The sequence below is a fragment of the Thermomicrobiales bacterium genome (assembly GCA_041390825.1).
In the GTDB taxonomy this organism is placed as follows: domain Bacteria; phylum Chloroflexota; class Chloroflexia; order Thermomicrobiales; family UBA6265; genus JAMLHN01.
Window position 1 is genome coordinate 221,298 of sequence record JAWKPF010000005.1, and the last position, 19,491, is coordinate 240,788.

The window sequence follows — 19,491 nt, forward strand, 5'->3', positions numbered from 1 at the left end:
CCGCCAATCGCATGTCCGATGTCGCCGAAGGTGCCGGGAGATCGGTGGACTGGTCTGCGCAGATTCGTCGTCCCGCGGTTTGGGGATTGCTCGTCCTGATCGCCATCGTGTTGGCGGTCCAGATCTGGCTGCTCTACCTGTGATCGAAAACGGGTCCAGAGCAGTCGCCCTGGACCCTGAAGTGCGAACGTCGAAGCCGGCAGCTATCGGAACACGCGCACCAGTATGTCGGTCGGTTTGCCGCCGTTGATGTCGTTCTGGTCTTGCGGGCAGGCCGAAACGGCGATCGCGCAGTCCATGTTCGCTTCCAGCAGCACGAAGTCATTGCGTTCCGCAAGCGATTCGCGGAGCTCCAGCTCACCGCGCTGCAAGATAGCGACGTTCATGAACCAGTTGACCGGATCGGGGACGGTCTCATAGCTGATGCCGAACGGCGCCAATGCCCCGGCGAGCGCCTCGCGGCAGTTCGCGTGCCCTTCCAGTCCGTAATCGACCGAATAGCGCTTGGGATCGCAGGCGGCAAAGAGAATGTCGTGCCGCCCAACGGTGTCTTCCACCAGGGTCAGCATCGGATTGCGCAGATTGGAATAGATCGGCATTTCCTTCTGCAACATGATCGAGCTGTTCTTGGCGCGGGTGTGTGCTGTCGACGACACCTCTCTCGGGTCGGTAAGGGAGACGGCGACGAAATCGGCGACCTGCTTCCCTTCCAGGGTCGAGATTTGCACGATCTCGCCCGCGCGCACTTCGAATCCAACTGCCTCGCCGGGTCTGAGCTGCTTCGACTTGACGGCAACCCGGCCGACCAACTGTTCACTCACGAATGAACGCCTCCTCGGCGGAATCGCATGGTTTCCTCGATGACCGGCGCGTTCCGCGCGCCGCGCGCAAATCTAACAGGTTTGCTCCTGAGAAATGCGCGGCTCGATGTTGGCATTCATTGTTCGAGTGGACAGATGCGGACATTGGACCTCAACGTGGGGTGTTCACCTACCTCATTGGGAGTAATTCAGTTGGTTTGCGTCCAGGAAAACGCAGAAGTGACGTTTCGACGGCAATTGGAGCCCGGGTTTCTGCCATACTGCGTGGCATGACGTGGTTCTTTTCAATTTGCGTTTCCAGCTTGACTCGCCCCCGCGAGCGCGTGAAGGGATAGATCGTGGAGACTTGCCCAAACTGCGGACAGCCCATTCGGGCAACCGCCCGCTTCTGCACCAGCTGCGGATATCGCATCCCCGAGCGTGCCCAGGGTTCGACGTCCAGCAGTAGTTCCAGTTTCACATCGACCTGGATCGAGGAGTCGACCGGAACCGCGGCAGCCGCCGCGCCGGTCGATGCCGCATCCACCTGGCCCGCCGCTCCGGTGGCCGAAGTGGTGGAAGAGAAGGTCGACGTGGTCGAGGTGGTCGAGGCGGCGCCAGAGGTGGTGTACGCGCCTCCCGCGCTCGCGGTCGATCCGATCGACGAAATCGTCGCCGCCACTGCCGGGTACAACGACGATCAGGAATCACTGGTCGACATGTCGCAAAACAAGGTCAATATCGCGCTCTATCACATCGAGACGCTGCGTCAGCTGATGCCGGAGCTTTCTGCCTGGTCCGTGGAGCGAGCGCAGTCGGTGAATGAAGCGATTGCCGCGATGGAAACCGCCATCAAGGGCCGTGAAGCGGACGATGACACCTACCACGGTCTGCGCATGACGGTCGCTTCCGCACGCAAGGACCCGCGGGATATCGATGTCATGATTGCGCTCTCTGACCGCGCGACAGACATCGAGGACTTGCTGAAAGCGCATGATGCCTACTCGATCGGCATTCGAAAGGCGTTGATCGATCTGAAGCCCTTGGCAGTCGAGTATGTGCGGGTGCCGAAGCGGCGCACCGCACCAGCGCGAAAGACGTCGACCCCACGGACGCGTTCATCCTCGTCGACGGCGAAAAGCGCCACGGCCGCGAAGAGCACGGCCACGAAGGGCAGCAGCTCTTCCAGGAGCACAGCAGCGAAGAGTTCCAGTGCGTCGAAAAGCACAGCGGCGAAGTCATCATCCTCGAGCAGTCAATCTCGCAAGACAGCCGCTTCGTCGTAACTGCACCGAACAACAAGCAGGCAGGACGAGACGAGCTCCCGAGCAATCGGGAGCTCGTTCTTCAATTGCAGACACCTCGAGGATCAGGACAACGGACTGGGTGATGCGACCGGTGACGCTACCGGGGAAGCGACCGGAAAGGCAAGCGGACTTCCGGACGGTGAGGCGACCGGAGAGGCAACTGGGGATGCCACCAGAGCCGCTGGCGTCTTCGGGCCGGATCCGTTTTCGTCGCGCCAGAGCAGTCGCGTGTCGATGACCGGCACGTACTTGTTCGGCTGATATCCCTGAATATCGTTGCGCGCGAGCACCAGGTCGTTCGGGAAGCCGAACCAGAGCCCGAAGAGGTCTTCGCCATTGACGATCTGCTGAAGCTGATCGAGCAAGTTTGCTTGCGACGTCAGGTTGGGTGAAATCAGGATCTTCTTGAGCAGGTCGTCGACTTCCTCATTGTTGTAGCCGCCCGGATTCCAGCCCTGGGGATTGATCCGGATGTCCCAGTTGGATCCATAGAGATCGTAGTCCGTGAATCCGGGATAGAGCGCGTAGGAGTAGGCGATCAGGTCCCAGGCACGGGTGTTCGCCCAGGTGTCGAAAAAGAGCTCGGGCGGCAGTTGCTGGACCGAAAGGGTGGCGCCAACCTCGGCAAAGTCCTCCACCAGTCCGTTCAGAATCGCGATGAGCGTCGGGTTGGCGTCGTCCCGCACGATCGCGGTCAAGACGAACGGAACCCCGGTCGGATCGTTGAGCAGACCATCTCCATCGGTGTCGAGGAATCCGGCTTCGGAGAGAAGCTGCCGGGCGCGGCCGACATCACGGCGAGGATTGACGACCGAAGGGTCGTTTGCCCAGGGCTGGGCGACCGTGCCCGCAGCAGATTGGTCGATGAGCCCAAGGAACGTTTCGGTTGCGTACTTGTCACGGTCGACCGCGAGGTTTAGCGCCTCGCGGACGCGCGGATCCGACAAGAGCTGGGGATAGGACGCACGGGCGAGGTTCTCGAAGTTGAAAGCCGCAAAGGCAACCTGGGCGCCGGGAGCGGCAAAGAGCCGCGCCTCGGTGTCCTTGAGAGCCGGGACGTCAGCGGGAGAGACCGGCCACAGGAGATCGGCCTCGCCATCGACCCAGCGAGACACCCGGTTCTCCTGCGATTCCGAGAAGCGGTAGACGAGCGACTCGAAGTTCGGTGGCGTCTGCCAATACGCATCGTTGCGCTGAAGGACAATTTCGTCCGCATCGATCTCGGATACGACCCAGGGGCCGGTGCCGATCGGCAAATCGTCGTCGTCCCAACCGAAGCCGGTGAGCGTGCGTTCACCTTCTGGCTGGCCTTCCCAATAGTCGCCGTATTGGCGCTCGGAAAAGATCGGGAGACTGGAGGCGTTCAGGATCCAGTTGTTGTCAGGCACGGTCAGATTGACGCGCAGCGTGCGGTCATCGACGACGTCGACCGATTCCATCGAGGTAAAGAAGTTGCGCACTGCGCTATCGATGTCATCTCGCGCAACGATGAACGAAAAGGCGACATCGTCGGCGGTGAAGCGGCGACCGTCGTGCCAGGTAACGTCGCCGCGCAACGAGAATGTCACCGTCTGATTGCCGTCGTCCCACTCCCATTCTTCGGCCAGCCACGGAATCGGCTCCATGGTGATCGGGTCGATACCGACCAGCGGATCGAGATACGCGGTGGTGATCTGCGCGTCCTGCGTGTAGGAAACCGGGCTGAAGTCGAGATTGTTGTCGACGCCCTGCGCGAAAAGGGTCAGCGTTTCCGAAGGAACAGGATCGCTCTCATAGATCCAGTGATCTCCGTGGAAGACCTCGATATCTCCGAAGGGATCGGGAATCGGAGTTGGACTGGGTGTCGGAGTGGCAGTTTCGACGGGAGACGCAACCGCTGATGCCATCGGAGATGGCGTTCCCGCACCGATCGACGACGGTCCGGTCGACCCTGTTTGGGCGAGACTGGCTGGCTGCGATTTGCCCCTGAGCGCGCCCGCGAACCGGCTGGCGAGGGCAACGGCGGAAACACCGCCGATGACGCTGGCCATCAGGGTTCGCCGTGAAAAGGCATCTGGGGAAAGACCGGGTGGCGGGCCGCCGGCCTGGGCTGACGTCTGTTCGTCGAGCTGATCTGTCATGGCGGAGAACGACTCCAGCGGGTGATGCGAAACGCGCGGACTGCCCAAACATCGGGCGATCTGCTGTAGGCAACGATAGCATAGGAATGCTGTGTACGTACATATAGCCCTGCGTACGTACTAGGGTGTAGTGGGTTCTGGATTGCGCCGAACGAATGACTCGCTAGTTGGCGACAACCTCGGCTGAACTGGAGGCATCGTCCTCGACAGATCGCTTCGACTGAGCAGTTGCGTTGCCCGCGAGCACCGCTCCGGGATCCCGCTCGCCTTTGACGGCATAGCGGTCGACATCCCAGATCATTTCGCGGAACCACTTGGCCACATCATCCGATTCGACCGCACGTCGCAGGTTGTCGGCCCGGCGCCGTCGTTCGGCCAACGGCATGGTGAGCGCGTGATAGATTGCGTCGGCGGTGGCCTCGACATCAGCCGGGGCGATCATGAGAGCATCGTCGCCCAATTGGACAGCGGCGCCCGCGCCTTCGGAAAGGATCAGCACGCCGTTGCGTTCGTTGAGCAAGCATCCTTCTTTCGCAACGAGATTCATGCCGTCGATGATCGAGTTGACCATAAGGACGTCGTACCACTTCATCGCCGCGAGCGCGCGCGGGTAGTTTTCTCCCAGAATCAGGTTGATCGGCTGCCAGCTGGTTTCGACGTTGGCGTAGCGTGCATTGATGCGGCCGGCGATGGAGCTGACATCGTCGAGATAGCTCTGATATTCGACGACGTCCATGCGTGACGGAACCAGAATCGCGACGAAGTTCACGCGCCCGACGAACTCCGGGTGCGCTTCCAGAAATCTCCCGAACGCGCTGAAACCTCGCACGATGTTCTTGCTCGGCTCCGCGCGGTCGACCCGCAGCACGGTGTACTCGTTGTAGAACGAGGGGAGGTAGCGGTCGTGGACGCGGGCTTCCTTCGAGTAGGCGTTTCGGCGAACGGCCTCGACGTCGATGGAGATGGGGTAGTGACGCACCTCGATTCGGCGGTCGTTCCAGATCACCCCACGGCCAGCGTAGTCGACCTGGATTCCCGGCACATACGCCTCGCAAGTGTTCAGGAAACTCCGCGCATGCTCACGGGTCTGAAAACCGACGATGTCGTTTCCCAGCATCCCCTCGCAAATCTGCCGTCTCCAGGCCATCGGCAACAGACGCCAATAATCGGGATCGGGCCATGGAATGTGGACGAACTGCTGAATGATCGCGTTCGGGCGCAGCTCGCGAATCATGCCTGCGGTCAGGTAGAGATGGTAGTCCTGCAGCATGATGATCGGCTCTTCGTCGAGCGCTGCGGCGGCTGACAGGATTTCCTCGGCAAAGAGCTGATTGACGACGACATACCCATTCGTCCAGGCATCGTACGTATCGGCGGTGATGTCTGGCGAGGTTGGAGTGTCCCAGAGATAGTGTTGCAAGAACCAGAGCAGCGGATTGCTGATCTTGTTGTAGTACTTGTGATAGGTGGCGGAATCGGGAAGAACAAAGCGCAACCTGAAGGCCGGGTTGAGCCCTTCTGGGATGATGAACTCTTCTCCCTGTTCCCGGGCTTGTTCGGCGCGCCGGCGGTCTCCAAGCGTCATCGGGCACGCGACCCAGATTGGCTCGACATCGCGCGCGATTCCGGTAACCGCGGTGACTACCCCGCCCGACCCTTTCCTGGATGTGTAGTTGCCGCTGGGTTCTCGTGTGAAGGTGACGGGACCGCGGTTCGAGGCGACGATCAGTGGGCGAGTTTCGACATCCATGGTTTTGCGCCCCCGGTTTCCTCTCTGGCCGCAACCCACGCGCTTGGTCGGCTGCGCTAGCGCCGGCAACCTCGCCGTGGGGTGAGGTCTCGCCGCGTTCCCCATCGATGCGCACACCATCGTGCGCCGTGCGCATAGTATGACCGTTTCGCGTGCGGGAATGCGCCATCGGCATGGGAGCATGACGCAATGCCACTATGTCGCACCCGCACTGCGCGATGAAGTGGGATGCAGCGCACTGGTACAATCAGCAGACGATGGAAGGCACGGGACCGGAGCAGGAGAGACTCTTCTTCATGGCGGCGTCGAGTGGTCCGCAGACTCGAGACTGTCCGTGGTGCGGGAGTCGCAAGACGAAACTGGTGCAGCGGGGGTACACCGGACCCACCGATGAGATCAACCAGTACTACACCTGCCAAAGTTGTGGAAAAGTGACCTACGAATTGGTGTCCAAGACCGCGCGCGAAATGCGGCTTGGGCGGTACCAGTCCGGGGCGGTCTACAAGGATCTCACCAATCAGACCCGCTACCAGATCACTCGCGTGCTGAAAGTCGGCATCAACGAGTTCTTGATCTATCTCAAACCGTTGCCCGGATCGGACGATCTGTAGGGCAGTACCGCCAGCCGGAGGAACACGTTACGTGGCGCAACTCGATCCAGCACCGAATTACGATCACCGGCTCGTCGAGTGGGTCACGCTCTATTTGCAGACCCGGGACAGCCGTGTCTTTCCGTTCACCGAGCGATTCGACGAGGCGCGGCAAGCGGCGTTCGTTCATGACTTGCGGGTTGCGCTCTCCGAGTTGCAAGACAGTGGCAGCGCGCGAAAGACCTCGGCGGTCGGTTTCATCATGAACGATTCGACGTTGCATGGCATCGTGCGAGCGTGGGCGGCCGCCAACGGAGACTGGCCCGCGACCTCGAATCCGGACAATCCCATCGGGCTCGCGGTGGACTGACCAACAGCAACTGCCGGCGAGCGCTCTGATCGAAACGAATTGAACGGGCGGCCGTTTTCGGCCGCCCGTTCTTGCGCGTGTGACGAGTGTTACGCCGGAACGCCCGAAAAACGGTCGATCCGGAACAGCGGAAAACGTTCGGCGTCAGGATCGAGCGCGAGATCGGCCAGCATCTCGCCGATCGCTGGGGTGAACTTGAAGCCATGCCCGCTGAACCCGGCGGCGAGCACGACGTTCGACACGGTCGGATGCCGGTCGATAATGAAGTGGTCGTCAGGGGTGCGGGTGTACATGCAGACAACGCCGTTCAGAACGCGGCGCGTGACGCCGTTCATGGCGGCAGCAGCGAGATCGATGCAGCTGTCAGCCTCTTCGTCCCTCGCTACACGGTCGACGGTCTGAGGCGTGGTCGTTTCTCCTCCGCGGTGCTCCGCCATCTTGATGCCGGGGCGCCGGAAGATCGGGAACCCATACACCTCGCCGATGCTGGAAGCGGTTGCGAAGACAGGAAACACCTCCGGACGGTAGAGCGCCGGCTGGTCGACATCGATCCAGAAGTTGTGCTTCCGGACGACTTCGAGCGGCAACCCGAGCTCGGCGAGCTGTTCGCCTGCCCAGGAGCCAGCAGTCACCACGAGCTTGCCACCGGAATAGACGCCGCGCGCTGTCTTCACCTGCACACCGTCCGGACTGGCGGACCAGGAGATGACCGGTTCTTCGGTGCGGAAGGTCACATCGCCGCGGCGCGCAATTGCGGCCAGGCCGGAGAGCCCCGCTTCGACATCCAGGAACCCGGCAATCGGGCTCCAGCCGCCTTCCCAGCCGTCCGGGGGATCGAACGCAGGCCAGCGCTTGCGAATCTCATCTCCGTCGATCCATTCGACATCGACACCGTTCTGCGCGGCCGCGTCGCGCGCCCGTTTGGCATGGTCGAAGCCAGGGGCGTCCATCTCGAGGATGCCGACACGATGCACGATATTGGTGCCCAGCTCGTTTTCCAGCGCGCACCAGAGATTGTCGGCATGAAACATCAGCGGCACATACTCTGGGCCTTCCGCATAGGCATGCCGAAAGATGCGCGTTCCTCCACCATGCGACCCCATGGTGTGGATGTGGGTGAACTGCTCGAGCACGAGCACGCTGACGTTCCGTTGCGAGAGCGCCCACGCGGCGGCCGTGCCCATCGTTCCGCCGCCAAGCACGATGACATCCCAGGTTCGCTCTGACATGACTACACCTCCGCAGGCGGGAGCGGCTCGAGCGGCGCGTTCGGACCGGGTATGCCGAAGTCGGGCACCGGTCCGTCTACCGGCGCCGCCCATCTCACACCGTTTGCGATGACCTTACGGATCACGGGATCGAAATAGGTTGGATAGGACTCATGACCGGGCCGGAAGTAGAAGATCTTCCCTCGGCCGCGGAAGAAGCAGCATCCCGAACGGAAGACCTCGCCGCCGGTGAACCAACTGATCATGACGAGTTCGTCCGGTTGCGGAATGTCGAAGAATTCTCCGTACATTTCTTCCCGCGGAAGCTCGATGTACTCGTTGATACCCTCTACGATTGGATGGCCCGGTTGAACCACCCAAATGCGCTCCTTGTCAGTGGCTTCTCGCCACTTCAGGTTGGCAGTGGTGCCCATCAGGCGCTTGAAGATCTTCGAATGGTGGCCGGAGTGCAGCACAACCAACCCCATGCCATCGAGCACCCGCCGTTGCACGCGATCGACGATCTCGTTTGCTACGGCGCCGTGCGCTTTGTGTCCCCACCAGATGAGAACGTCGGTGTTGTCGAGCATCTCCTGGGTCAGGCCGTGCTCCGGCTCGTCCAGCGTGGCGGTCCGAACGATGAGGTCGGCCTGATCCTGAAGACCAGCGGCGATGGCGTTGTGAATGCCGTCGGGATAAACGGCGGCGACGATCTCGCTCTCTCGCTCGTGTCGGAATTCGTTCCATACCGTGACATTGATGCTCATGCGACGCCCACCCCCAGGAGGCTCTCGACGGTTTGCACCTCGACTTCTCGACCCTCCTCCGCCGACGCGTAGATGGCATCGATGAGCGCGGTGCGTTCGAGACCCTTGCGGCCGTCCGGCGTCATCGGGACGCCGTCGATGATCGAATCGAGGAACGCGTTGATGATCTCCCCGTGTCCGGCCGACGCCAGCTTCTCGGGCAGGTGCGGTTGGATATCCATCTGCACCCCATCCTGATAAGTGAACATCTTGAGGGTTCCGACGGTGGCGTAGTCCTTCACGTTCAGCTCGGCGCCACCTCTCGACCCAAGGAGCGCGACACCGAATTCATCGGTCCGGCTCGAGAATTCGGCCCAGCTGGCCTCCAGGTAGATGGTCGATCCACGGTCGGTCCGCATGAACGCGGTCGCGAAGTCTTCCACTTCATAGCGTTGTTCGGACGTTGCGCTGAATCGATTGCCCGACCAGTTGCCGATGCCTTGTGTGCCGAGCTTCGCGTATGTGGCTGCGGAGGCGCGCGTCACCAGCGGTTCATCCATCAGCCAGAGGGCCATGTCGAGCACATGGACGCCCAGGTCGATGAGCGGTCCGCCACCGGCGCCCTCTTTGCTGGTGAACCAGCTGCCCAGGCCGGGAATGCCCGATCTTCGATTCCAATAGGCGCGTGCGTGATAAATCTCTCCCAGCTCGCCGCGATCGATAAACCGTTTGAGCACCTGCATGTCCGACCGCGATCGGCGGTTGAAGACGATGCCCAGCACCAGCCCGGCGTCCTCGGCGGCGCGCACAAGCTGCTCGCCTTCCTCGGTGTTGCGCGCCAGCGGTTTCTCGATCAGAACGTGCTTGCCGGCGGCAATCGCTGCGAGACCGATGGGCACATGCAGGAAGTTCGGGACCGCGATGCTGACTGCCTGGATATCCGGCCGAGCGAGCAGATCGCGATAGTCGGTGTAGACATCGGGAACATGGTGCTCGATGGCAAGTTCTTTGCAGCGGTCTTCGAGTCCGGAAATCGCAAGCACCTTGGCGCGGGGTTCCGTGTCGTACCCTTCCAAGTGCCACTTGCCAATTCCGCACCCGATCACGCCGATGCCGACGGTTTCCATCTATTGGTGCGTCCTTCTAGAAAAGCATTGCTAACGGCCACGAGGTCAGCCGGAGCAACCCGGGATGACATGCTTCACGAAGTGTAGATTCCGCGGCGGTGGTGGCTCGCGCTGCATCCGGTCAAGCGATGATCGCCGACGGCAGATGCGAGCGAAGTGTTACGAGCGTGACTTCGGGAGGCGCCAGGAAGCGCACCGGTGGCCGGTAGACCCCCAGACCGCGCGAAATGTACACAGGCATTCCGTCGACCGTGTACAGGCCGAGGTCGCGTTTGCGGCCGTCCGGCGGAAGCCAGATCGAACCGACAAATGGCAGGCGCACCTGACCGCCATGCGTGTGGCCGGATAGCTGCGCGAACGCGCCGAGATGCGCTGCCGCTTCGGCGAAATCAGCTTCATGCCAAAGCGCCAGGACAGGAACTCCCGCTGGGATGCCGGCAAACGCGCGCGCTGGATCAGCGTTGCCCACGACTGTGTCGTCGATGCCGGCGATCGCCAGGTGGGCGCCGTCGACGTCGATGATGATCGATTCATTGCGCAGGACAGTCACTCCAATGCGCTCGAGTTCTGACCGCACACGGTCGACACCCAGCGGAAGGTCGTGATTGCCCAGGACGCCAATTGCGCCCAGACGCGCGCGCGCCGCCAGCGGAGCGATCGCGTTTGCCATGGGCGTGGCGTAGATGTTCGACTCAGAGACGTAGTCACCACCGAGCAGCAGCAGATCGATGGGTTCGTCATCGAAGAGCGCGATCCCGCGACGGATATCATCGGCGCTCGTGAACGGTCCAGAGTGGGTGTCGGTGACGAAGGCGACGCGGAGCCCATCGAGCGCCTCGGCGCCTGAGGGGAGCGGCAGCGAAATCCGCTCGAGCACCGGTTGGTATGGATGCACATGGCGCAACCGCCAGTAGAGAAAGAGTCCCGTGATGACGGCTATCACGAATGCGGCCGACCGCCTGTTGCGAGTCATGAACTACATCCGGTCCAGGAGTGCCCGCATGAGTAGGCCGACAGTCATTGCGACACCAAACTGCAGATGGAGCCCGGCAGTCTTGCGCAAGAGCCGGTTGAGCGAAGGCGCGTCTGGCGCCGCGTAGGCGAGCCGAACGAGTCGGTAGGCAGTTGGAAGGGTCAACGCCACAAGGGCGACCGGCCAGAGCGCAGGCTCGACTGCGATGGTCAAGAGCACCGCCACATAGGACGCGACGATCCATGCGAGATACTCGGTCGACGAACGCTCGCGGCCGAGCAATGTCGCCAGGGTGGCCTTGCCGGCCGCACGATCGTGCTCGATATCGCGGATGTTGTTGGCGTGCAGGGTGGCCGCCGAAATGGCGCCGATGGGAATCGAGAGCAGAAACGCCGTCCAGCTCACAGTTCCGGTGAGGACGTAATACGCGCCGCAGACCATGGCTGGTCCCATGAAGAAAAAGACCGTCACCTCGCCGAGCGCGATGTATCCCAACGCTTTCGAACCTGCGGTATAGAAGAACGCCGCGCCGAGACTCGCCAGCGCCAGCAGGAAGACCCGCCAATCAGTGGCAAGCACGATTGGCACGCCGACCAGGGTCGCAATCGCAAATGCCATGATCATGCCATTGCGAACCTGATCGGCCGAGAGCAAGCCGAGCTGAATGACCTTGTGCGGCCCCAGGTTGCGCTCGTTGTCCACTCCTTTTCGATCGTCGAAGTAGTCATTGGCCATGTTGGCGCCAGCGTGACACGCCACCGAGGCGATGAGCATGGCCATCACCAGCGGCCACGAGATCGACTGGGAGACCAGCGCGAGCGCCGAACCGATCACGATGGGGATGATCGAAGCGGTGAACGAGTGGTAGCGGATTGCGCGCAGCCACGCGCCGAGCGACCCAGGAGCGGGAAGATCTGTGGGCGTGGTGGCCGTGCTCATTGCGTGCTGCGCCAGGGAACGACGAACCGTTCGATCAGATCGAGCACGAGTATGAGGAGCCAACCCAGGATGGCGGTCACGATCAGCCCGACATACATCTTCTTGATCGAGAGGATGCTGTAGCTCTCCCAGATGAGGCTTCCGATGCCGCCATTGGGACGAACGAACTCGGTGCCGACCACCACGATGAGCGCGAAGCCCAGCGCCAATCGCATTCCGGTGAAGATCGCCGGGGTGGCGCCCGGAAGGGCAACCGTGCGAAAGAGCGTCCAGCGATTTCCGCCGAAGTTGAGCGCGACATCCGTGAAAATGGGATCGAGCGCGAGCACGCCGCCCATCGTGCTGAGGGCAACGACGAAAAAGATCGACAAGGCGACGATGACCCAACGTGCAGTTTCGCCAGTGCCGAGCGCGATCAGCACCAGCGGCAGGAGCGCAATCTTCGGGATCGCGTAGATGGCGGTCGCGATCGGCATCAGAAACGCTCGCACCGGCCACGAGATACCCATCAGCAACCCGACGATTACGCCGGGAATGGCGCCCAGCGCAAAACCGGCCAGGATGCGTTCGAGCGAGATCCATATCTCGCCGAGCAAGTTCTCGCTGCGGAACATGTCGCTCGAGGTCCCCCAGAGCGACGATGGGGCCGGCCAGAACCGCTGATCCACACTCCCGCTTCGCGAGATGAGTTCCCAGATCACGAGAAGCAGAATCGGTGAAGCAATGGTGAGCGCGATCTCGGCAATGCGCCGCTGGCGGATGGTCACCGTCCCGCTCCGGCGGTGCGGGCTTCGAGCACTTCTGAACGAAGAGATTCCCAGATACGAGTGAAGAGCCGTCCAAATTCGGGATCGGAACGGAGGGTCGCCTGGTCGCGCGGACGGGCGAGCGGAACGGGCACGACATCCTTGATCGAGCCCGGATGCGCCGTCATGACGACCACCCGGTCAGCCAGGGTAAGCGCCTCGTCGATAGAGTGCGTTACCAGCACAACCGTCTTGCGCGTTTCTTGCCAAATGCGCAGCACTTCGTCCTGCAGGATGAAGCGGGTCTGTTCGTCGAGCGAGCCGAACGGCTCGTCCATCAGCAGGAGCTCGGGGTCGACCGCCAACGCGCGCGCGATCGCGACCCGTTGCCGCATCCCTTCAGAGAGCTGATGCGGATATGCCTTGGCGAATCGACTGAGTCCGACGGTTTCGAGCAGCTGATCGATGACCTTGTTTCGTTCGGCCTGCAAGGTTCCGCGAATCTTCAGACCGTACTCGGCATTTTGGCGAACGGTCATCCAGGGGAAGACCGAGCGCCCCTGAAACACCATTGCATTGGCGGGCCGATCGCTGGGCAGACCGGCTGTTTCGATCGTGCCAGAGGTGGGTGATTCGAGACCGGCAATGATGCGCAGCAAGGTCGTCTTGCCGCAGCCTGACGGGCCGACGATGGTGACGAACTCGCTCTGCCGGAGATCGAGATCGATATCGCGGATGGCGGTGACCGTTCCGGCAGCGGTCTCGAAGTCCCGCCCGAGTCCGCGAATGGAGACCAGCGGCGAATCGGTCCTGACATCCGTGTTGGGCGCAACCACCGATGCATGTGCCACGGCAACCGTCACATGATCCGTCCTGTCTGTCCTCGCGATCGCAAACTAGGAATCGGAGGCATCGATCGACTCCATGGCCGCTGTGACAAAACGATCATCGATCAGCGCGGCAGGATCGAGATCGGTGTCGTACTCGAGCTGGTCGCGCGCTCGCAAGAAGCTTTGCAACGTTGCCAGTCCATCGAGCGAGATCTGTCCGTCAGCGGAGAATACCGGGTGCACTGATGCCGCGACGAGGGCAGCGGGAACCCCCGTGTACTGCTCGATAATCGCCTGTACCGCGGGATCGTTCAGTCCTCCTTCGGCAAGCAGTTTCGACGCGCGCATGTAGCCGGTGACAAATGCTTGCGCCTGATCGGGATCATCGTTCATCCAGCTTTCGTTTCCGATGATGACAGTCGGCTGCATCCCGTAGAGCGGATAGGATCCCACCAGTCGAAGGGCGATGCCATCTTGCTCCGCTTTCGTGGCCAACGGTTCCGATATGAGCGCAGCGTCGATTGCGCCGGATTCGAGCCCGGCAACGGCATCCGGGAAGGGCAGGATCTGCAAATCGATATCGTCGATCGTCAAGCCCCCCGTCGACAGGGCAGCGTTCAGCAGGTACTCGATGGATCCGCGGGCGTTGATCGAAACCTTCTTACCGCGCAAGTCGGAGACGGAGGTGATCGTCCCGTTTTCGCATGATGCACGCGAAATCATCAGTGGCGTGGCAACTGGGTCGCCTTCAGTGTGCCCTGGCGCAATGATTCGAACCGGAAGATCCTGGGCGATCCCGTTGTAGAGGGGTGGGCCCGCCCCCGCAAACGACGCCTCGAGCTCGCCACTGGCGGTCAGGATGACGAGATCAGATCCTCCCGGAAACGCTTCGAGCTGAACGTCCAGTCCCTCATCGGCAAAATAGCCGAGCTCCTGAGCGACATAAAGGGGAGCAACGACCGTGATCGGCACATAGCCAACGTCGATGGTGGTGAGGCCCTCTCGGGGAGTCGATTCCTCCGGGGCGGATACCAGGTCGACGGATTCTGGCACCGGTCGCGGTTCCGGTTCGCATGAGACCAGCGGCGATTGCGGGGTCGCATCTTGTGCCCTGGCGAGTGATGCGCCGATGAGTGGCGCCAGCAGGAGCGTCAGGGCGACGACGAGGGCTATGCACTGCCCGAGCTTGCGGACCATTGGTCGCGTTGCCCCTTTCATGTCGCGAGATGGGAACCACCAAACCGCTCATCGATCGCCGGCCGATTGCTGGCAATCGGCGAATGTGCCGGTGATTCGTTGCCGGAGTGACCCAGCCGCGTGACCCGCATGATGACGGCCGCTTCCTCGCTGGTCCACATGGTTCCGGCACGATTTCTGTCAGGCATCTATGGACTGTTCGGGTTCAGCTCCGACATCGCCGCCATGACGAAGGTTTCATCGGCCAGTGCATAAGGATCGAGATCGGTGTCGTACTCGAGCTGATCACGCTCGCGGAAGAACGATTGCAGCTTGCCGAGTCCCTCGAATGCCACAAACCCGTCCGAGGAGAAGACGGGATGCACCGACGTCGCGATCAGATCGGCCGGCACTCCTGTGTACTTCTCGATGATGGCCTGCACCGCGGGATCGTCCAGTCCGCCATCGGCAAGGAGCTTGGAGGCGCGCATGTACCCGGTGACAAACGCCTCGGCCTGCTCTGGATTGTCTGCGAGCCACTGCTGATTGGCGATGATGGCGGTCGGCTGGATGTCCTGCACCGGAAAGCTGGAAGCGAGCCGAACGGCGATCCCATCTTGCTCTGCCTGAGTGGCCAGCGGCTCGCCGACCATCGCGGCATCGACCGCGCCGGCTTCGAGCGCGGCGACCGCATCCGGGAAGGGGAGCACCTCGAGCTGGATGTCGTCGATCGTCAATCCGCCGGTGCCAAGTGCGGCATTCAGCCAGTATTCGGTCGCTCCACGAGCATTGACCGAGACCTTCTTGCCCTTGAGATCGGCCACCGAGGTGATCGTGCCATCCTCGCAGGACTTCTTCGAAATCATGAGCGGTGTGGCAACCGGATCGCCCTCAGCGTGGCCCGGAGCGACGATCTTGATCGGCAGGTCTTGCGCTACGCCATTCCAGAATGCCGGGCCCATGCCGGCAAAAGCGGCATCGAGTTCGCCGCTCGCAGTCAGCACCACCGGATCGGCGCCGCCCGGGAAGGGCTCGAGCTGGACATCGAGTCCTTCCTCCGCATAGTACCCAAGGTCTTTCGCGACAAAAACCGGCGCAAAGACCATCACCGGAACGAAGCCGACCTTGATCTGCGTAAGCTCTCCGGCGGCTGTGCCGGCCGCGTCAGGAGTGACGGTAGGAGCCGCAGTGGTGTCCGCCTTGGGCGCGACCTCGCACGTGATAGGCGAAGAGGCGGGAGATCCTTCTTGCGCGCGGGCCACAGATGCACCCGCCAGGAACGGCGCGGCCACCATTGCCACCAGTATGGCGAGAGCGGGAAGTAGTCTCAGGAATCGCTGCATGGGTGCGAAGCTCCATTGCTGTTGATCGACAAACGAAATCAGGATCTGGTGAAAACGATCAATCCCTGATCTTTGCCACGATCGGCCATTCTAGCAGGCACATCTGAAGATTGTGCAAAGCTGCACAATCCTCCGGATTCGTATCAGTACGTCTTCCCAACCTTGAAATCGGCCAGGTTGAACTTGTCGCTCTTGATGTAATCCATCACGCGGCGCTCGCGGACTCGGATCTCTTCGACTGCTGCCGGCAGGCCGTCGAGCGTCTCTCGTGGAACGACGACGATGCCGTTGACGTCACCGTGCAAGATGTCCCCGGTCGAAACCCGCTGACCGTCGATCCAGACTGGTTGCCCGACGTCCTGAATGGCGAAGTTCCCATGCGCCACCACGGCAAATGGACAGAAGTAGTGCATCCCGAGCGCGTGGACCTCGTCGATGTCACGGTACCCGCCGTCGCTGACCATTCCCACCGCCCCGAGCCTGGTGGCAAGAGTGGCCATCACCTCGCCAGCGTAGGCGCACCGATGCGGGGCGCCGCTGATGTCCTGCATGACGATGACCGCGGGCTTCGGCATCTGCTCGAGCGCGTCCCACATCGCCCAGTACCCGTCGCGACTCGCGACCGGTCCGGCGGGGTTCGATACCTTTACCGTGAGCGCCTGGCCGACCATGACGCCAAGATCGGGATACAAGCAGCCGATGTTGCCGCCGATGTAGCCGTCGGTGCGGTCGCGCAGCTCGAACGGTTCGATTGCGTTGGCGATGGTCGGGCTATCGACCGACTTCAGGAATGCGAGCTGCTCATCCGAATATGCGCGGTCAGGCGCAACGAAACTGGCCATCGGCGACGTGGTCCCCTCTCGTCGAATCGTCTGGGCTAGACCGATGTCAAAGTGAGCATCGGCTTGTACTGAAACTCGTTCGCAGATTCCTCGACGATGCCGTTGCGGCGATCATCGACGACTTTCAGGATCTCGTCCTTGAGAGCCTGGACCATCTCATCTTCCGGGACAGTTTTCACGATCTTGCCCTTGCGGAAGATGATGCCTTTGGAGTTGCCGCCAGCGAGGCCAACATCAGCGTCACGCGCTTCACCCGGTCCGTTGACGATGCATCCCATGACGGCCACACGGATCGGTTCGTCGATCTTGTTCAGGAAGACATCGATTTCGTTGGCGATGCTGAAAAGATCGACCTCGACCCGTCCGCACGTTGGGCAGGCGATCATCGTCGCGCCTTTCTGGCGCAACTCCAGCGTCTTCAGGATCTCGAAGCCGACAAAGACCTCTTCGGTTGGATCGGTCGTGAGCGAAACGCGGATCGTGTCGCCGATGCCAAGCGCCAACAGTGTGCCCAGCCCAACTGCTGAGCGGACGCTGCCTGCGCGTGGGGTGCCGGCCTCGGTGACGCCAAGGTGGAGCGGATAGTCATTCGGCAACGCGGCAAAGCGGCGATACGCCTCCACCATGACTGGCACTTCGAACGCTTTCAGACTGACCTTGATTTCGTAGTAGTCGAGATCTTCGAGGATCTTGATGTGCCCGAGCGCGGTGCGGACCATCCATTCCGCGCGCAGCTCCGATTGGGTCGCGTGGACCGCGGCCATCTCGTCGACAAACTCCTGTGGCATCGGTGGCACGGACCCGAAGTTGACGCCGATGCGGATCGGGACCATTCGCTCTTTGGCTTTTTCGACGACCTCGACGACGTCCTCATGCTTGCGGATGTTGCCGGGGTTGAGCCGCAGACCGTGGATGCCGGCGTCGAGCGCCTTGAGCGCCAGCGTGTGCTCGAAATGGATATCCGCGATGAGCGGGACGGGCGAGTAGGGGACGATCTCGGGCAGCGCAGCCGCGGCCTTGCGGTCGGGAACAGCGATGCGGACGATTTCGCATCCGGCCTCCGCTAGCTCGGTAATCTGCGCCAGGGTGGCAGCCGGGTCGCGTGTGTCGGCTGTTGCCATCGATTGCACGACGACCGGGTTGTCGCCGCCGATCTTGATGTTGCCGACATTGAGAACGCGAGTCTTGCGGCGCGGTGCGACAAGCATCTTGGGGTACTCCAAACGTTAGCCGAAGAACGAGTCTCCGCTGATGATCCGCCGGACGTCATTGAACATGATGATGAACATGAACCCAATGAGCACGATGAAACCGACGAGATGAACGAGTCCCTCTTTCTCGGGCGCAATGCGGCGCCCGCGGATGAGCTCGATCAGGACGAACATGAGCCGGCCGCCATCGAGCGCCGGCAGAGGAAGCAAGTTGAGGAAGGCGAGGTTGAGCGATAGCAGAATCGTGAGCGAAGCCAGGGTATACCAGACCGGCAGCGCGGTCGTTTCCACCAGTTCGTGTGTGAGCTGCGCCATGCCGACCGGTCCTGCAGTCTGCCGAAGCAGCTCCGGATTGGTGACGAGCTGGACGATTCCGTCGAACATCAGCGTGGTCTGCCGCCAGGCCTCCTCGAAACCGCGAGGAATGACGTGCAGCAGACCGACCTTCTCGAATACTGGCGACTGGTTCAGCACCTCGAAGCCGGCGGCATAGATGGGAGTGACGTCGTTCTGGCGCGGGGGCACAAGGATGGTCGTGGTGATCTCTTCACCGTCGCGCTGGATCACGATTGGCATCTCGCTGCCCTCGAACCGGGTGAGCTCGGTTTGCAGGACAAAGGTGTTCGTGATCGGGCGACCGTTGGCGGAGATGAGTTTGTCCCCGTCTTGAATCCCGGCATCCGCCGCGGGAGAACCAGCCGCGATCGTGGTGACTGCCACGTTGGAAATCAAGGGGTCGGCGAGGTTGATGCCAATGCGGCCCTCTCCCTCGGGCGGGTTTTCGCGGGGGGTCAGAGTGCTGGGGTAGTACTCGCCGCCGCGCTCGATGACGAACTGAACCGGCTCACCCGCCTTCGATCTGGTGTCCTTCACCAGTTCTTGCACGGTTTGGACCGACTCGCCGTCGACTGAGACGATCCGGTCACCAACCTGCCACCCGGCCGTCGCGGCGGGTGATCCCGCGCCGACACCCGCGATGTAGACCTGGTTATGCGGCACGCCCTTGATGCCGACGACCAGGATCATCAGGAAGATCGCAAAGAGGATGTTCATGATGATGCCGGCGGAGAGGAAGAAGGCGCGCTGAGCCGGGGACTTGGCGTTCATGGAATCGGAATCCATGTTCTCGCCGTCTTCGCCCTTGACGCGCACGAATCCGCCAAACGGGATCAGATTGATGGAATAGACGACACCGTTGCGCACCCAACCGAAGACCTTCGGCGGGATGCCCATTCCGAATTCCTCGACCTTGACCCCGCACATGCGGGCGGCGAAGAAGTGGCCGCATTCATGAATGAAGATCAGAAATCCCAGAATTGGGATGATGTAAAACCAGCTCAGGGAAAGCAACGTGTCGCTCCAAAGTGGCGGGTGCTTGGCAACCGCGTCGCCAAGCACGTGACGCAACGCTCA

General features: G+C 61.7%; 20 protein-coding genes. 4 read left to right on the forward strand and 16 right to left on the reverse strand.

The genetic code is table 11. From position 1 onward, the window contains the following. The first annotated feature begins 11 nt into the window (after window positions 1–11). On the forward strand, window positions 12–143 hold the full coding sequence (locus tag R2855_02255; protein ID MEZ4529828.1) for a hypothetical protein: 132 nt from the start codon (window positions 12–14) through the stop codon (window positions 141–143). A 60-nt stretch (window positions 144–203) separates the two neighbouring features. Here the strand turns inward: R2855_02255 and R2855_02260 are convergent, their stop codons facing one another. After that, on the reverse strand, window positions 204–821 hold the full coding sequence (locus R2855_02260; GenBank protein MEZ4529829.1) for an urea carboxylase-associated family protein: 618 nt from the start codon (window positions 819–821) through the stop codon (window positions 204–206). A 338-nt stretch (window positions 822–1,159) separates the two neighbouring features. On the opposite strand from R2855_02260, the gene R2855_02265 reads away from it, so the two are divergent. After that, window positions 1,160–2,086 carry a zinc ribbon domain-containing protein gene (locus R2855_02265; GenBank protein ID MEZ4529830.1) on the forward strand — a complete coding sequence of 309 codons (927 nt, stop codon included), beginning with the start codon at window positions 1,160–1,162 and terminating at the stop codon, window positions 2,084–2,086. 83 nt (window positions 2,087–2,169) lie between these two features. Here R2855_02265 and R2855_02270 read toward each other — a convergent pair whose 3' ends face one another. Both R2855_02270 and R2855_02275 read right to left on the reverse strand, forming a co-directional pair. Beyond that, window positions 2,170–4,227, reverse strand: a complete 2,058-nt coding sequence (locus tag R2855_02270) for an ABC transporter substrate-binding protein (protein MEZ4529831.1) — start codon at window positions 4,225–4,227, stop codon at window positions 2,170–2,172. 163 nt (window positions 4,228–4,390) lie between these two features. Further along, complete coding sequence (locus tag R2855_02275) at window positions 4,391–5,977, reverse strand: trehalose-6-phosphate synthase (GenBank protein MEZ4529832.1); 1,587 nt, start codon at window positions 5,975–5,977, stop codon at window positions 4,391–4,393. 296 nt (window positions 5,978–6,273) lie between these two features. Between R2855_02275 and R2855_02280 the strand changes: the two genes are divergently transcribed. Both R2855_02280 and R2855_02285 read left to right on the forward strand, forming a co-directional pair. Next, entirely contained in the window at window positions 6,274–6,588 is a 315-nt protein-coding gene (locus R2855_02280; protein MEZ4529833.1) for a hypothetical protein, read from the forward strand. Window positions 6,589–6,619: 31 nt separating this feature from the next. Then, entirely contained in the window at window positions 6,620–6,937 is a 318-nt protein-coding gene (locus tag R2855_02285; protein MEZ4529834.1) for a hypothetical protein, read from the forward strand. An 89-nt stretch (window positions 6,938–7,026) separates the two neighbouring features. On the opposite strand, the gene solA is transcribed toward R2855_02285, so the two are convergent. The 13 genes from solA to R2855_02350 all read right to left on the reverse strand — a co-directional run bounded on the left by solA (window position 7,027) and on the right by R2855_02350 (window position 19,476). Then, the gene (gene solA, locus R2855_02290; protein ID MEZ4529835.1) at window positions 7,027–8,166 is read right to left on the reverse strand and encodes an N-methyl-L-tryptophan oxidase; all 1,140 of its coding nucleotides are present in this window, start codon (window positions 8,164–8,166) and stop codon (window positions 7,027–7,029) included. A gap of 2 nt (window positions 8,167–8,168) precedes the next feature. After that, window positions 8,169–8,912, reverse strand: a complete 744-nt coding sequence (locus tag R2855_02295; protein ID MEZ4529836.1) for a ThuA domain-containing protein — start codon at window positions 8,910–8,912, stop codon at window positions 8,169–8,171. Further along, complete coding sequence (locus R2855_02300; GenBank protein MEZ4529837.1) at window positions 8,909–10,018, reverse strand: Gfo/Idh/MocA family oxidoreductase; 1,110 nt, start codon at window positions 10,016–10,018, stop codon at window positions 8,909–8,911. Before R2855_02300 ends, R2855_02295 begins: the two co-directional genes overlap by 4 nt. A 121-nt stretch (window positions 10,019–10,139) precedes the next feature. After that, window positions 10,140–10,991: a metallophosphoesterase gene (locus tag R2855_02305; GenBank protein ID MEZ4529838.1), complete on the reverse strand. Its 852-nt coding sequence runs from the start codon at window positions 10,989–10,991 to the stop codon at window positions 10,140–10,142. A 3-nt stretch (window positions 10,992–10,994) separates the two neighbouring features. Further along, entirely contained in the window at window positions 10,995–11,930 is a 936-nt protein-coding gene (gene menA, locus R2855_02310) for a 1,4-dihydroxy-2-naphthoate octaprenyltransferase (protein ID MEZ4529839.1), read from the reverse strand. Then, window positions 11,927–12,697 carry an ABC transporter permease gene (locus R2855_02315; GenBank protein ID MEZ4529840.1) on the reverse strand — a complete coding sequence of 257 codons (771 nt, stop codon included), beginning with the start codon at window positions 12,695–12,697 and terminating at the stop codon, window positions 11,927–11,929. Before R2855_02315 ends, menA begins: the two co-directional genes overlap by 4 nt. Then, a complete protein-coding gene (locus R2855_02320; protein ID MEZ4529841.1) occupies window positions 12,694–13,539 on the reverse strand; it encodes an ABC transporter ATP-binding protein in 846 nt (281 codons plus the stop codon). The genes R2855_02315 and R2855_02320 overlap by 4 nt, the downstream gene beginning before the upstream one ends. A gap of 33 nt (window positions 13,540–13,572) precedes the next feature. Further along, complete coding sequence (locus tag R2855_02325) at window positions 13,573–14,703, reverse strand: ABC transporter substrate-binding protein (protein MEZ4529842.1); 1,131 nt, start codon at window positions 14,701–14,703, stop codon at window positions 13,573–13,575. A gap of 17 nt (window positions 14,704–14,720) precedes the next feature. Continuing rightward, window positions 14,721–14,891, reverse strand: a complete 171-nt coding sequence (locus tag R2855_02330) for a hypothetical protein (GenBank protein ID MEZ4529843.1) — start codon at window positions 14,889–14,891, stop codon at window positions 14,721–14,723. Further along, on the reverse strand, window positions 14,892–16,025 hold the full coding sequence (locus R2855_02335; protein ID MEZ4529844.1) for an ABC transporter substrate-binding protein: 1,134 nt from the start codon (window positions 16,023–16,025) through the stop codon (window positions 14,892–14,894). 143 nt (window positions 16,026–16,168) lie between these two features. Beyond that, the gene (locus tag R2855_02340; GenBank protein MEZ4529845.1) at window positions 16,169–16,867 is read right to left on the reverse strand and encodes an RraA family protein; all 699 of its coding nucleotides are present in this window, start codon (window positions 16,865–16,867) and stop codon (window positions 16,169–16,171) included. A 35-nt stretch (window positions 16,868–16,902) separates the two neighbouring features. Continuing rightward, window positions 16,903–18,075 carry a flavodoxin-dependent (E)-4-hydroxy-3-methylbut-2-enyl-diphosphate synthase gene (gene ispG / locus R2855_02345; protein ID MEZ4529846.1) on the reverse strand — a complete coding sequence of 391 codons (1,173 nt, stop codon included), beginning with the start codon at window positions 18,073–18,075 and terminating at the stop codon, window positions 16,903–16,905. Between the two features lie 18 nt (window positions 18,076–18,093). Next, complete coding sequence (locus tag R2855_02350; protein ID MEZ4529847.1) at window positions 18,094–19,476, reverse strand: site-2 protease family protein; 1,383 nt, start codon at window positions 19,474–19,476, stop codon at window positions 18,094–18,096. Between the last annotated feature and the right edge of the window lie 15 nt (window positions 19,477–19,491).

What these genes read in the sequence shown, in the direction of transcription:
- R2855_02255 (MEZ4529828.1), top strand. Translation starts at nt 12, where the DNA reads ATGTCCGATGTCGCCGAAGGTGCCGGGAGATCGGTGGACTGGTCTGCG.
- R2855_02270 (MEZ4529831.1), bottom strand. Translation starts at nt 4,227, where the DNA reads ATGACAGATCAGCTCGACGAACAGACGTCAGCCCAGGCCGGCGGCCCG.
- R2855_02275 (MEZ4529832.1), bottom strand. Translation starts at nt 5,977, where the DNA reads ATGGATGTCGAAACTCGCCCACTGATCGTCGCCTCGAACCGCGGTCCC.
- R2855_02280 (MEZ4529833.1), top strand. Translation starts at nt 6,274, where the DNA reads ATGGCGGCGTCGAGTGGTCCGCAGACTCGAGACTGTCCGTGGTGCGGG.
- solA (MEZ4529835.1), bottom strand. Translation starts at nt 8,166, where the DNA reads ATGTCAGAGCGAACCTGGGATGTCATCGTGCTTGGCGGCGGAACGATG.
- R2855_02295 (MEZ4529836.1), bottom strand. Translation starts at nt 8,912, where the DNA reads ATGAGCATCAATGTCACGGTATGGAACGAATTCCGACACGAGCGAGAG.
- R2855_02300 (MEZ4529837.1), bottom strand. Translation starts at nt 10,018, where the DNA reads ATGGAAACCGTCGGCATCGGCGTGATCGGGTGCGGAATTGGCAAGTGG.
- R2855_02305 (MEZ4529838.1), bottom strand. Translation starts at nt 10,991, where the DNA reads ATGACTCGCAACAGGCGGTCGGCCGCATTCGTGATAGCCGTCATCACG.
- menA (MEZ4529839.1), bottom strand. Translation starts at nt 11,930, where the DNA reads ATGAGCACGGCCACCACGCCCACAGATCTTCCCGCTCCTGGGTCGCTC.
- R2855_02325 (MEZ4529842.1), bottom strand. Translation starts at nt 14,703, where the DNA reads ATGGTCCGCAAGCTCGGGCAGTGCATAGCCCTCGTCGTCGCCCTGACG.
- R2855_02330 (MEZ4529843.1), bottom strand. Translation starts at nt 14,891, where the DNA reads ATGCCTGACAGAAATCGTGCCGGAACCATGTGGACCAGCGAGGAAGCG.
- R2855_02335 (MEZ4529844.1), bottom strand. Translation starts at nt 16,025, where the DNA reads ATGCAGCGATTCCTGAGACTACTTCCCGCTCTCGCCATACTGGTGGCA.
- R2855_02340 (MEZ4529845.1), bottom strand. Translation starts at nt 16,867, where the DNA reads ATGGCCAGTTTCGTTGCGCCTGACCGCGCATATTCGGATGAGCAGCTC.
- ispG (MEZ4529846.1), bottom strand. Translation starts at nt 18,075, where the DNA reads ATGCTTGTCGCACCGCGCCGCAAGACTCGCGTTCTCAATGTCGGCAAC.